Origin of the sequence: Burkholderia sp. MSMB1835 (assembly GCF_001526365.1) — a bacterium.
In the GTDB taxonomy this organism is placed as follows: domain Bacteria; phylum Pseudomonadota; class Gammaproteobacteria; order Burkholderiales; family Burkholderiaceae; genus Burkholderia.
Map to the genome: position 1 here is coordinate 174,585 of NZ_LOYP01000052.1, position 13,125 is coordinate 187,709.

At 67.8% G+C, this 13,125-nt stretch carries 10 protein-coding genes; 2 read left to right on the forward strand and 8 right to left on the reverse strand.

From position 1 onward, the window contains the following. Positions 1 to 42: 42 nt before the first annotated feature. The 5 genes from WS96_RS24880 to WS96_RS24900 form a co-directional block, all read right to left on the reverse strand. On the reverse strand, positions 43 to 1,509 hold the full coding sequence (locus tag WS96_RS24880; RefSeq protein WP_059836139.1) for an efflux transporter outer membrane subunit: 1,467 nt from the start codon (positions 1,507 to 1,509) through the stop codon (positions 43 to 45). Next, positions 1,502 to 2,707: an efflux RND transporter periplasmic adaptor subunit gene (locus WS96_RS24885; RefSeq protein ID WP_059836141.1), complete on the reverse strand. Its 1,206-nt coding sequence runs from the start codon at positions 2,705 to 2,707 to the stop codon at positions 1,502 to 1,504. Before WS96_RS24885 ends, WS96_RS24880 begins: the two co-directional genes overlap by 8 nt. Continuing rightward, positions 2,697 to 5,951, reverse strand: coding sequence for an efflux RND transporter permease subunit (locus WS96_RS24890; RefSeq protein ID WP_059836143.1), 3,255 nt, complete (start codon positions 5,949 to 5,951; stop codon positions 2,697 to 2,699). The genes WS96_RS24885 and WS96_RS24890 overlap by 11 nt, the downstream gene beginning before the upstream one ends. Before the next feature lie 154 nt (positions 5,952 to 6,105). Beyond that, positions 6,106 to 6,780: a response regulator transcription factor gene (locus WS96_RS24895; protein ID WP_059836145.1), complete on the reverse strand. Its 675-nt coding sequence runs from the start codon at positions 6,778 to 6,780 to the stop codon at positions 6,106 to 6,108. A gap of 20 nt (positions 6,781 to 6,800) precedes the next feature. Continuing rightward, on the reverse strand, positions 6,801 to 7,724 hold the full coding sequence (locus tag WS96_RS24900; RefSeq protein WP_059836147.1) for a LysR family transcriptional regulator: 924 nt from the start codon (positions 7,722 to 7,724) through the stop codon (positions 6,801 to 6,803). A gap of 317 nt (positions 7,725 to 8,041) precedes the next feature. On the opposite strand from WS96_RS24900, the gene WS96_RS24905 reads away from it, so the two are divergent. Continuing rightward, positions 8,042 to 8,416 carry a hypothetical protein gene (locus tag WS96_RS24905; protein WP_059836149.1) on the forward strand — a complete coding sequence of 125 codons (375 nt, stop codon included), beginning with the start codon at positions 8,042 to 8,044 and terminating at the stop codon, positions 8,414 to 8,416. Between the two features lie 103 nt (positions 8,417 to 8,519). Here WS96_RS24905 and WS96_RS24910 read toward each other — a convergent pair whose 3' ends face one another. The 3 genes from WS96_RS24910 to WS96_RS24920 form a co-directional block, all read right to left on the reverse strand. Beyond that, a complete protein-coding gene (locus tag WS96_RS24910) occupies positions 8,520 to 9,278 on the reverse strand; it encodes an SDR family oxidoreductase (RefSeq protein ID WP_059836150.1) in 759 nt (252 codons plus the stop codon). Positions 9,279 to 9,462: 184 nt separating this feature from the next. Continuing rightward, positions 9,463 to 10,401 (reverse strand): alpha/beta hydrolase, encoded by a 939-nt coding sequence (locus WS96_RS24915; protein ID WP_059836152.1) that lies wholly within the window; start codon positions 10,399 to 10,401, stop codon positions 9,463 to 9,465. A gap of 61 nt (positions 10,402 to 10,462) precedes the next feature. Further along, positions 10,463 to 11,560: an OpgC domain-containing protein gene (locus WS96_RS24920; RefSeq protein ID WP_059836491.1), complete on the reverse strand. Its 1,098-nt coding sequence runs from the start codon at positions 11,558 to 11,560 to the stop codon at positions 10,463 to 10,465. 380 nt (positions 11,561 to 11,940) lie between these two features. Between WS96_RS24920 and WS96_RS24925 the strand changes: the two genes are divergently transcribed. Next, positions 11,941 to 13,095 carry a porin gene (locus WS96_RS24925; protein WP_059836155.1) on the forward strand — a complete coding sequence of 385 codons (1,155 nt, stop codon included), beginning with the start codon at positions 11,941 to 11,943 and terminating at the stop codon, positions 13,093 to 13,095. Positions 13,096 to 13,125: the final 30 nt, after the last annotated feature.

Sequence of the window (13,125 nt, forward strand, 5' to 3'; positions counted from 1 at the left end):
GTGCCTTGAAATGCGACACGCCTCGTCCATGTCGCGAAGGATTCAGTTCGTTGAACGAGCCGGCAGCGCGGCCGGTGCTTGCGTATCGGCCGCGGCTTCATCTGACGACCACCCGCCGCCCAGCGCGGCGATCAACCCCACCGCCGCCAGTTGCCGGCGCGTGTTCAGCTCCAGCATCGCGACCTTCGTATCCAGCTCGGTGGCCTGCGCCGTCACCACGTCGAGATAGCTGACGACGCCGTCCCGATAGCGCGACATCGACAGCTGCAACGTGCGTTCGGCCGCGTCGAGCGCCTCCTGCTCGCGATCGGCTTCGTCGCCGAGGTGGTGCGTGAGTGCGAGGTTGTCTTCCACCTGCCGGCACGCGTCGAGCACCACCACGCGGTATTTCGCGCCGTTCTCGGCCAACTGTGCGCGCGCCTGGTCGGTGAGCGCCTGGCGCCGGCCGCCGTCGAACAACGTCAGCGCGAGGCTGGGCCCGATCGACCAGATCTCGTTCGGTGCGCTGAGCCAGTGACCGAGGCCCGAGCTCTGATAGCCGCCGACCAGCCCGAGCGTGATGTCGGGGAAGAACGCCGCGCGCACCACGCCGATCTTCGCGTTGGCGGCGGCCATGCGCCGCTCGGCGGCCGCCACGTCGGGACGCCGCTGCAGCAGCGTTGCGGGAATGCCGGTCGGGATCGTCGGCAGATACGCCGCATTCAGATCCGGCGTCAGCGAGAACGACGACGCCGGCACGCCCGCGAGCGTCGCGATCGAGTGCTCGTAGAGCGCGCGCCGCGCCCGGACGTCCTCGGCCGACGCGCGGGCCGCATCGAGCTGCGTTCGCGCGCGCGAGACGTCGAGGTCGGACGCGATGCCGCCCGCGTGCCGGCTCATCGTCAGGCGCAGCGCGCGCTGGTAGGTGTCGATCGTGTCGGTCAGCAGCCGTTGTTGCTGATCGAGCCCGCGCAGGCTGAAGTACGCGCTTGCGAGGCTCGCCTGCAGGCTCAGCCGCACCGACGCGAGATCGTCGGCGCTCGCCTGGGCGTCGGCTCGCCCGGCCGCGACCGCGTTGCGGACTTTCCCCCACAAGTCGAGGTCGTAGTCGAAGCCGGCGTCGAGCGTGTCGGCGCCATAGACGTTCGGCTGGTTCGAGCCGCGCAGCGGCCGCGTGGCCGATTGACGGTTGCTCGAGACCTGCGCGCCGAGGCCGATGGTCGGGAACAGCCCCGAGCGCGCCTGATCGAACAGCGCGGCCGCTTCGTCGTGGCGGGCCACGGCCGCGGCCACGTCGGGGTTGGCCACGCTCACCTGCGCTTCGAGCCGGTCGAGCACGGGATCGCGGAATGCCTTCCACCAGCCGTCGCGCGCGATGCGGTCGGCCGGCTGCGCGGCCTGCCAGCCGTCCGCTTCCTTGAAGCTGGCCGGCAGCGCCGTCTGCGGCGCGTGATAGGCGGGCGCGAACGAGCACGCGGACAGAAACGCGACGCCGGCGAGCAGCGCGCAGAGCCGAAGCCGGTTAGCCATGCGCACGCTCCGTATCGCGCGCGGCCGACGCGACGGTGCGGGCCGGCGCCGCGAGCCTGACCGGGTCGCCGGCCGCGAGCGAGTCGGGCGGGTTGTCGATCACGCGATCGTCCGGCGCGAGGCCGGTCGCGATCTGCACGTGCGTACCGAGGTCGGTCGCGATCGTCACGGGTTTGAATACCGCGCGATCGTCCTTGCCGACCACGGCGACCTGCAGGCCGGCCTGCCGGAAGATCAGCGAGCTGGCCGGAATCGTCAACGCATGGGTGCTGCCGGCCGGCAGCGCGAAATGCACTTCGGTGTATTCGCCGGGAATCAGCTTGCCTGCAGGGTTGTCGACCATCAACTGCACGAGCAGCGTGCCGGTCGAATCGGCGATCGAGTCGTCGGTGTCGGCGAGCGTCGCACGGAAGGTCTCGCCCGGATGCTCCGGCACGGTCAACGTGGCCGTCATGCCGGGACGGATCGCGGCGGCCTCGTTCTGCGGCACGCTCACGTAGACGCGCATCCGGTGGACGTCGGACACGGCAAACAGCTCCGGGCCGGCGCCGCCGCCGGCCGAGATCAACTGGCCGATGTCGGTCTTGCGCGCGGTGACGACGCCGTCGAACGGCGCGACGATACGCTTGAATGCCTCGAGCGCGTCGAGGCGTCGCACGTTGGCCTCGTTGGCGGCGACGATCGCCTGCTTGGCCGCGAGGTCGCTGGTCTTTTCGTCGGTTTCCTGCTGCGACACCGAATCCTGCGCGAGCATCCTGGTCCAGCGCGCGGCCGTGGACGCGGCAAGCTTCTCGTCGGCGAGCGCGCTCTGCAGGTCGGCGCGCGCCTGCTGCAGTTGCTGGTCGAGTTCGGGCGTATCGATCAGCCCGAGCAACTGCCCCGACTTCACGTGCGCGCCGATGTCGGCGTACCACGCATGCAGGTAGCCCGACACCTGCGCGTGGATCGGCGCGCGCTCGAACGCGGACAGGTGGCCGGGCAGCTCGAGCGTCGAGCCGTCGCCGCCGGTCGACGGCGTGTACGCGACCACGGTCGGCACCGCTTGTTCGGCGGACCACCGGGTCATTTCCTGTTTCGCGTGCGCGCGGCCGACGATGCCGGTCGCCACGATGCCGACCGCGATCAGCGCGGTGAGCGTGGCGACGAGCTTGAGGTTGGGCAGCCGTTTCGGCGACTTGATATCGATCTCAGTGGACATGGGAAGCTCCGGACGCGGAAGGGGAGGAAGCGCGGGACGCGTCGTGCTTAAGCGCGTCGCACCGATGCACGAGGCTGAACACGACGGGAACGAAGAACAGCGTCGCGATCGTCGCGCACGCGAGGCCGCCGATCACGGCGCGGCCGAGCGGCGCGTTCTGCTCGCCGCCGTCGCCGAGGCCGAGCGCCATCGGCGCCATGCCGATGATCATCGCGAGCGCGGTCATCAGCACCGGGCGGAAACGCGTGAAACCGGCTTCGAGCGCGGAGGCGAGCGCGTTGCCCGTTTCAGCCAGGCGCTCGCGCGCGAAACTGACGACGAGGATCGAGTTGGCGGTGGCCACGCCCATGCACAGGATCGCGCCGGTCAGCGCCGGCACCGACAGCGGCGTATGCGTGGTGAACAGCATCCATACGATGCCGGCCAGCGCCGCCGGCAGTGCCGAGACGATCACGAATGCGTCGGCCCACGAGTGGAAGTTCACGACGATCAGCAGGTAGATCAGCACGATCGCGCCCACGAGGCCGAGCAGCAGGCCGGCGAACGCGCCGTTCATGGTCTGCACCTGGCCGCGCAGCGTGACGGTCGAGCCCTTGGGCACGTCCTTCGCGGTGGCCTTGACGATATCGTCGATGTCGGCCGCGACCGCGCCGAGGTCGCGCCCCTGGGTGGTCGCGTAGATGTCGAACAGCGGTTCGATGTTGTAGTGCGACACCACCGCGTTGCCGACACCCCGCGTGATCGTGGCCAGGCCGCCCAGCAGCTGGGACTGACCGTTCGCGCCGGTGACCGGCAGGTTCCGCAGCGCCGACAGCGTGGTCATCCTGTACTGCGGCGTTTGCGCGACGATCGGATAGGACACGCCGTTGCGCGGATTGAGCCAGTAGGTCGGGTCGACCTGGCTCGTGCCGGCGAGCGTCGCGACCACCGAGTTCGTCACGTCCTGCTCGGTGATGCCGAGCTGGTCGGCGCGCGTGCGGTCGACCGTCACCGTGAACTGCGGATAGGTGCTGGCCTGCTGGATGCGCGGGTCGGCGACCCCCGCGATCAGGCGCAGCTTGCGGTACAACTCGCGCGCATAAGCGAGGTTGGCCTGCTGGTCGGGGCCGGCCACCTGCAGGTCGACCGGGGCCGGTGCGCCGAAGTTGAGGATCTGGCTGACGATGTCGGCGGGCAGGAACGAGAACGTGGTGCCCGGATAGGCGCGCGGCAGGCGTTCGCGCAGCGTGTGCACGTAGTCGGCGGTCGGCGCGTGATCGCGCGACAGCGAGATCAGGATGTCGCCGTCCTGCGGCCCGAGCGTGCCGCTGTTGTTGTAGGTCAGGTTGATCCCGCTGTTCGGCAAGCCGATGTTGTCGATTACTTCGCGCAATTGCGCGGGCGGAATCACGCCGCGAATCGTGTTTTCGATGCGGTCGAGCTCGGCGGCGGTTTCCTCGACACGCGTGCCGACCGGCGCGCGCACGTGCAGCGCGATCTCGCCGGAATCGATGGTCGGGAAGAAATTGCGGCCGAGCGACGGGGCGAGCAGGAAGGACGCGGCCACGATGCAGAGGAAGGCGACGACGAACGGCTTGCGGCGCGTGAGCGCGAGGCCCAGCAGGATCCGGTACGACGCGCGCACGGACTCGAAGCGGCGCTCGAACGCACGCTGGAACCGCACCAGCGGATTGCGCGACGGCGGGACGTCGTGCGCGCCAGCGTGGCCCGCGTGCGGGTCCATCACCGCGGCCAGTTCGCCCGATGCGTGACCGGCCGACGCATGCGGCTTGAGCAGATATTGCGCGAGCATCGGCACGAAGGTGCGCGACAGCACGAACGACGACACCATCGAGAAGATCACCGCCTTGGCCATCGGCACGAACAGAAAGCGCGAGATGCCGTCGAGCATCAGCATCGGCACGAACACGATGCAGATGCACATCAGCGAGACGAGCGCCGGCATCACGATCTGTTTCGCGCCGTCGACGATCGCGGTGCGCGTGTCCTTGCCCTGTTCGAGGTGCCAGTTCACGTTCTCGATCGTCACCGTCGCATCGTCGACGAGGATCCCGACCGCGAGCGCGAGGCCGCCGAGCGTCATCACGTTCAGCGTTTCGCCGGTGGCCGCGAGCAGCGCGATCGCCGAGAGCACGGCCAGCGGGATCGACGCGGCGATGATCAGCGTCGAGCGCCACGAGCCGAGGAACAGCAGGATCATCAGCGAGGTCAGCGCGGCCGCGATGATGCCTTCGCGCGCCACGCCGCTGACGGCGCCGTTCACGAAGGTCGACTGGTCGCCCATCGTGACGAGCTTCAGGCCCGGCGGCAGCGTCTGTTCGACCAGCGGCAGCTTCGCCTTCACGCCCGCGATGATGTCGAGCGTCGATGCGGAGCCGTTCTTCAGGATGCTCATCAACACCGCGCGGTGACCGTCCACGCGCACGATGTTGCCCTGCGGCGGGTAGCCGTCGCGCACGTGGGCGACGTCACGGATGTAGATCGTCGTGCCGCCGACCGACTTGATCGGCAGGTCGTTCAACGCGTCGAGCGCGAGCGGGCTGTTGTTGAGCTTGATGTTGTATTCGAAGCGGCCGATCTTCTGCGTGCCGGCCGGGATGATCTGATTCTGCTGCGCGAGCGCGTGCGCGACGTCCTGCGCCGACAGCCCTTTCGATTGCAGCGCCTGCGGATCGAGGTCGATCTGGACTTCGCGCGTCTTGCCGCCATACGGCGTCGGAATCGCGACGCCCGGCACCGACAGCAACTGCGGCCGAATGAAGTTGACCGCGTAATCGCCCAGCTTCTGTTCGTCGAGCGTGTTGCTGGTCAGTGCGATCTGCAGCACGGGCACGGTCGACGCGTTGTAGTTGAGGATCTGCGGCGGCGTGGTGCCGGGCGGCATCTGCTTGAGCACCGTCTGCGAGATCGAGGTGACCTGCGCGGTCGCGGTGCGGATATCGACGGTCGGCTGGAAGAAGATCTTCACGATGCCGTAGCCGCGAAACGATTGCGACTCGATATGCTGGACGTCGTTGACCGTCGTGCCGAGTGTGCGCTCGTAGTAGGTGATCACGCGCCCGGACATGTCGTCCGGCTGCAGTCCGGCGTAGTTCCAGACGACGCTGATCACCGGGATGCGGATGTCCGGGAAGATGTCGATCGGCGTTCGGACTGCGGCGAGCGGGCCCGCGATCAGGATCAGCAGCGCCAGTACGACGAACGTATAGGGCCGCGTGAGCGCGAGCCGGACAATTTTCAGCATGAGGTGCTGCTCCGTTCAAGATCGTCGTGAAGATGAGCCGGGTGTGCGCGTCTTCGGGAAAACACCGATGCGCATCCGACGACCGCATTCTGCGGAGCAGCCCCTAACAACGGGTCGCAAAAAAGATGAAACAAGTTTTAAGTAGCGGGCGGCGTCAACCGAGCATGTAGCCCGAGCCTCGGATCGTGCGGATCAGGGGCGCCGCGCCTGGCCGGTTCACCTTCTTGCGCAGGCGGCCGATGTGCACGTCGATCAGATTCGTACCGGGATCGAAGCGGCAGCCCCACACGGCCTCGAAGATCATCGTGCGCGTGAGCACGCGGCCGGCGTTGCGCATCATGAATTCGAGCACGCGGGATTCGGTCGGCAGCAGCGCGAGCTCGCGCGCGCCCAGCGTGGCGCGTCGCCGCACCAGGTCGAGCGCCAGCTCGCCAGCGCGCAGCACCGTCTCGACGTGCGTGCCGCGCGGCCGCCGGCGAATCAGCACGTCGATGCGTGCGCACATCTCCTCGAGCGAGAACGGCTTGACGAGGTAGTCGTCGCCGCCTGCGCGCAGCCCCTGGATACGCTGGTCGACGTCGGCCAGCGAACTCATCACGAGTACCGGCGTATCGAGGCCGACGCCGCGCATCGTCGCGAGGATCGTCAGCCCGTCGAGGTCGGGCAGCATGCGATCGAGCGTGACGACGTCGTAGTTCGCGCTCATCGCGCGGGCCATGCCGTCGCGGCCGGTGCGTGCGATGTCGATCCGGTGGCCTTCGGTACGCAGCGTGTGCGCGATGTGATCCGCGATCAGCGGATCGTCTTCGATCGTCAGGATGTGGGCCATGGCGTACGCGATCGGCGGAATCAGGCCGCGGCAAGCTGCATGGCCGTGCGCTCGGGCGTGCGATAGTGATCGACCACGTAGTCGATGAAGCTGCGCACTTTCGTGGACAGGTAATTGCGGCTCGGGTAGAGGATCGATACGCAGCGCGGCCCGCCGTTCACGTCGTAGCGTTCGAGAATCGGCACCAGGGTGCCGCGCGCGAGATCGTCGGCAACGAGCGGATGCGGCAATTGCGCGATGCCCATGTGATTGAGCGCCGCGATCCGCACCATCGTGTTGCTGGTCGACGCCAGCGCGTTGCCGGTATCGATGCGAGCGCACCCGTCGACGTCCGAGAACGCCCAGTTGCGCGCGGCGCCGTTCGACACGGTCAGCAGACAGTGCGTATTCAGTTCGACCGGCTCGACCGGCGTGCCGTGGCGCGCGAGGTAGTCGGGCGACGCGACGATCACGTCGCGAACGTTCGTCAACGTGCGCGACACGAAGGTCGAGTTGACGAGGCGGTGATCGTCGCAGAAGCACACGTCGTAGCCGCCTTCCACCATGTCGACCTGGATATCGAAGGTCGTCACGTCGAATCGCACGCGCGGATGCGCGAGGCGATACGTGGACAGCAGCGCACCAAGCCCGGCCGCGACCGAGGTTGCCGACGCGGCGATGCGCAGCGTACCGTGCGGGTCGCGATTGACCTGCGCGAGATTCGATTCGATCTCGTCGAGCTTCTCGATGATCGCGCGGCAGCCGTCGAGATATTCGCGGCCCGTCTCGGTGAGCGACAGGCTGCGCGTGGTCCGATTCAACAGGCGCATGTTCAGATGTGCCTCGAGCATGCCGACGCTGCGCGTGACCGCGGCGGCCGACATGCCGAGCTGACGTGCGGCGAGGCTGAAGCTCGATAACTCGACCACACGCGTGAAGACACGCATCGCTTGCAGTTGGTTCATGATCGGCGAGGAATGGATGTGCCGGAAATACGGGGGGCGCGTCCGTCTTCGGCGGGCTACGTCGACGCATCGCGCGGCGCCTGCCGGGGCGGGCAGCGAATTCATTATGGAAGGCACGCGGATGCGGGACGCTAAAAAAACAGCGCTGGCCGGATGAAATTTCGTTTAGAAAGCGGCGGCGCCTCGACAGACGATTGCGCGGCGCGTTTTCCAGAAAATTCTAAAAAAAGCTTCATGCGCGGATCACGAATCTTCAGGCGGCAGACGTGTATCGAGATCGATAATGGGATCACGTAACCGCGGCAAGGACCACAGAAATGGCACAACCGTTGAGCATCAAGATGATCGAAGAGCGCGGCAAGCCCGTCGTGTTGATGTCGATCGAACGGGGCGCGGCGGTGCTCGATCCGGAAGACGTGGATGCAGTCATCCAGTACTTGAGCCTGTTGCGCGCGGCGATGCAGCCCGCAGTGCCGGAACGTCCGCCGCACGCGCAGCAATTCGTGACTGAGATGGATCCTTGCTGGTATGCCGAGCGCCATCCGCTGGAGGGCGGCGTGGTGCTGTTGCTGCGTCATAGCGGGCTTGGCTGGGCAAGCTTCGCACTACCGCCGCGCAGCCTCAAGCGGTTGCATGGTTCGCTGACGCAGCTGCTCGAGGACGAGCAGCAAGCGATCGGCCTGCCTCACTGAATGTGCGTCGCGAACGCGCGGGCATTCGGCGCCGGCGCCACGGATCGGTTCGGTAGCGGCCCGTGCGTGAACGCCGCCGTCCGGCGCGGGCGCGCACCACGCGCTATCCGCGCCCGACGAACGGCATTGCGGTCGCCATGATCGTCATGTTGAGAATGTTCGCGTCGAGCGGCAGATTCGCCATCTGGACGACCGCGTTCGCGACATGCGCGACGTCCATCCGCGCCTCGGGCGCGAGGCTGCCGTCCGCTTGCGGGACGCCTTGCGTCATTCGTTCGGTGAGCGCGGTGGCCGCGTTGCCGATGTCGATCTGGCCGCACGCGATGTTGTACCGGCGGCCGTCGAGCGCGAGCGACTTCGTGATCCCGGTGACCGCGTGCTTGGTGGCCGTGTACGCGATCGTGTCGGGGCGCGGCGCGTGTGCCGAGATCGAGCCGTTGTTGATGATTCGGCCGCCCTGCGGCGTCTGCGTTTTCATCAGCCGCCACGCGGCCCGCGCACACAGAAAGACGCCGGTCAGGTTCGTCGCGACGACGCTGTTCCACACGTCGAGTTCGTATTCGTCGAGCGAAACGACCGGGGCATTGCGGCCGGCGTTGTTGAACAGCACATCGAGCCGGCCGAACCGTTGCGCGAGCTGCGCGAACGCGTGATCGACCGAGGCTTCGTCGGTCACGTCGACGGGAAACACGTCGGCGTCGCCGCCGGCGGCGCGGATGGCGTCCTGCGTGTCGCGCAGCGACGTCTCCGTGCGTCCGAGCAGCGCGACGGTGAAGCCGGCCTGGGCGAGCGCGATGGCCGCGGCGCGACCGATGCCGGAGCCGGCGCCCGTGACGGCGGCGAATTTCTTCGAGTCGGACATGGCGGGATTCCCTGCGGGTTGAGTGACGGGAGAGGCGGCCGGTCGATGCCGTCGCCACTTCGGCAATGTAGTCGAAATGCGCGATGCCCGGATTCGGGCGACATCATGAAACGTGCTCGACGAGACGGCGGCGGCGACCCTTTCTTCCGGCCGGGCGCGGCTTTCCTGCCACGCCCGCCGGCCGTCACTTCACGCACTCCAGCGCATACTTCAACCCCTGCCCGAGCAGCCCGCGCCAGACGTCCCACGTATGCCCGCCGTCGACGATGCGCAGCTCGGCCGGGTTCTGCGCGCGGCGCAGGTGCGTGTACAGCACGCTCGATTCCGCCTGGATCGTCAGGTCGTCGTCGCCGGCCGCGATGAACATCGGCACGCGCCAGTTGCGCGCGAAATAGCCGCGCAGCAGCGCCGGATAATTGAGCTCGTGCCACACGCGCGAATCGAACTGGCGGTCGCCGAACACGCCGACGTAGCGCGCGGCGGAATTGAGCGGCGGCTCGTTCGCATAGATCGCGGGGCTCAGCAGCATCGCGCCGCAGAACAGGCCCGGCTCGAGCAGCGAGAAGCGCAGCGCGCCGAAGCCGCCCATCGACACGCCGCCGATCGCGCGGCCCGCGCGCTGGTTCGACACCGCGAAGTGCGCTTCGACTTCGGGCAGCAGGTCGTTGAGGAACGCGCTCTGCATCTTCTCCTTGCGATCGACGTACCAGTCGGTGCCGCCCTGCGGCATCACGATCACGACGGGCGGGATGTCGTGGCGCTCGATCAGCGTATCGGCGGTGGCCTGCAGCCGGCCCTGCGTGACCCAGTCGTTCGCGTTGCCCGCGTTGCCGTGCAGCAGGTACATCACCGGGTAGCGGGCGCCTTCCGGGTTGTAGCCGGGCGGCAGGTAGACCGTGTACGACCAGTCGCGCTTCAGCGACGCCGACCGGAACGTGCGCAGCACGACGCTGCTGCCCGGATTGACGGACGGCTCCGGCGCGGAGGACGGCGTCGTCGCGGTCTGGACGGCCGGCGGCGCGGTCGATACGGCCGGAGCAGGCGCCGTCGGCGGTGCGGCATGGGCGGTGGCGATGGCGCCGGCGAGCAGGGCGAGGGCGAACGGAAGGGCGAGTCGGCGCATGGAGAATCGTTTCAGGAGAGGCGCCGGCTATCGTAGCAGCGGCGCGTGACGGCGCGGCGCGTCATTGCCGCGAACGGAACGACAGCCGCGCCACGAGCGGCCCGTAGAGCTTGGCGACGAGATACAGCAGCCCCATCGCGACGGCGTCGGCGGTCAGGCCCAGCGGCACGTCGAGATAGCCTTCGGTCGCCTGGTAGAGCAGCGAATCGACCGCGAGCGAGATGCCGGTGCCCGCGACGAAGCACAGCAGCCCCTGCCGGCCGATCGTGCCGATCCACGGCATCGCGTGCGCGACCTTTTTCATCCAGCCGAGGTGAACGAGCTTGGCGGCGAGCCACGCGATCGCGAGGAAGTTCACGAGCCGCAGCACGCCGAGGTTCTGCTTGATCGACGGATCGGTGGGGAACGGCTCGATACGCAGCCGGTAGTACGCGCCGGCCGCGACGATCGCGAGCGACGCGGCCGTCAGCAGCCAGCCCTGCGGCTTGGGCGAGAGCGTCTGGTAGACGGGCTGGCAGCGTGCGATCACGCCGAGCACGAACAGGAACTGCCACGCGAACGGATTGAAATCCCACGGCGCGCCTTCGACGGTCGGCAGGAAGCGCGCGACGTGCGGCGCCGCGTACCACAGCGATCCGCTGAACGCGAGCATCAGCCATGGCTGCGTGCGCGCGAGCGGCAGCGCGAGCGGGACGAGCAGCGCGAAGAACGCGTACATCGGCAGCACCGACGCAAGGTACGGCTGGCGGCGGAACAGCAGGATGTCGCGCAGCGCGGCGAGCGGCTTGTGCAGCAGCCCGTCGAGATCGTTGGTCGGCATGTTCGGGCCGTCGATCGCGAACGCATTCAGCACGGCCGTGATCAGCAGCATCAGGCCGGCCGTCACGAGGAACGCGCGGTAGATCTCGAATGCACGCCGGATGAAACGCTGGCGCGCGGCGGCCTCGTCGTGCCGCTCGGCGAGCGAGTTGTACGCAATGGCGGTCGCGAAGCCGCCGAGGAACACGAATACCTCGGCCGCGTCGCACAGCGCGTACGCGTGCAGCGTGACGCGCGACAGAATGCTGCCGCCGATGTGGTCGACGACGATGACGAGCAGCACGAGGCCGCGGAAGAAATCGAGCTCGGCGTAGCGGCCGGCGCGGGCCGGCGCGGTCATCGGCGCGCCTTCCGGCGCGGGCCGCGGGCGCGGCTGGCGCGCGCCGCGCAAGAATCGGGGTGAAGCATGACTTCGTGAAGAAATGACGAACGGATGCGCATTGTGCCACCGATGCGACGCCCATCGGGTTTACGCGGATGGCCTGCCTGTCTGCCGCTGCCGATAAGCCCGGTCAGGCTATCCGCGCAACGGGGCAGTTGGACGAGCGCAACGCTTTGCGCGCGACGACCCGCACCCGATGGACGGAAGGTTTGCGACGTGACACCATTTTGTCCTCACGCGGCCGCACACCGCGTCGTCCGCCCTGCGGGCCACTTATACACAGACCAAACATTCGCCGGGCGTTCGGCCTGCCCGGCCCTCGGCTCCGGAGATCCGTCATGAAGAAGCACGTCATTTTTGCCGCCGCGCTCGCCGCATTCGCCGCGCCGGCCTTTGCCGAGAGCAGCGTGACGCTGTACGGCGTGATCGACGAAGGCTTCAATTACACGAACAACGTCAACGTCAATGGGGTCGGAAAGACGAATTACCAGCTCGCGAGCGGTTATGCGCAGGGCAGCCGGTGGGGCCTGAAGGGCAGCGAGGATCTCGGCGGCGGGCTGAAGGCGATCTTCACGCTGGAAAACGGGTTCGACGTGAACAACGGCCGGCTGGGCCAGGGCGGCCGCATGTTCGGCCGTCAGGCGTTCGTCGGGCTTTCCGAGTCGCGCTTCGGTACGCTGACGCTCGGCCGCCAGTACGATTCCGTCGTCGACTATCTCGCGCCGCTGACCGCGAACGGCAACTGGGGCGGCACGCTGTTCTCGCACCCGTTCGACAACGACAACACCGACAACTCGTTCCGCGTCAACAACACGGTCAAGTACGCGAGCCCCGACTGGAACGGCCTGACGTTCGGCGGCACGTACAGCTTCAGCAACGGCACCAGCTTCTCGAACAACCGCCAGTACAGCATCGGCGCGCAGTATTCGCTGGCCGGGCTGCAGGTCGCGGCCGCGTACCTGCAGGCGAACAACCCGGGCATCGGCAGCGCGGGCGCGATCGCGGCCGACGACGCAAACTTCGTCGCCGATCGGCTGCGCATCTTCGGCGGCGGCGTCAACTATACGTTCGGCCCGGCCACGGTCGGCGTCGTCTATACGAAGACCGACGTGAAGAATCCCGTATCGACGGTCTACCTGCCGGCGTCGACGTTCGCCGGCCTCGGTCTGACCGCGACGAAGTTCCAGAACTTCGAGATCAACGGCAAGTACCAGCTCACGTCCGATTTCTACCTCGGCGCGCAGTACGTGTACACGGACGGCAAATACGATGCCGCGGCCGGCTCGTTCAAGCCGAAGTACCACACGGTCGGCCTGATGGCCGACTACAGCCTGTCGAAGCGTACCGACGTGTACCTGCAGGGCGCGTGGCAGAAGGTGGGCGGCGACAAGACGGGCACGGCGGCCGACGGCGGCTATGTCGTCGGGACGGACGGCCCGTCGGCGTCGTCGAACCAGTTCTCGGTGCGCGCCGCGATCCGCCACAAGTTCTGACCGGGCGCCGGCGCCGGGGCGCAAAACCCC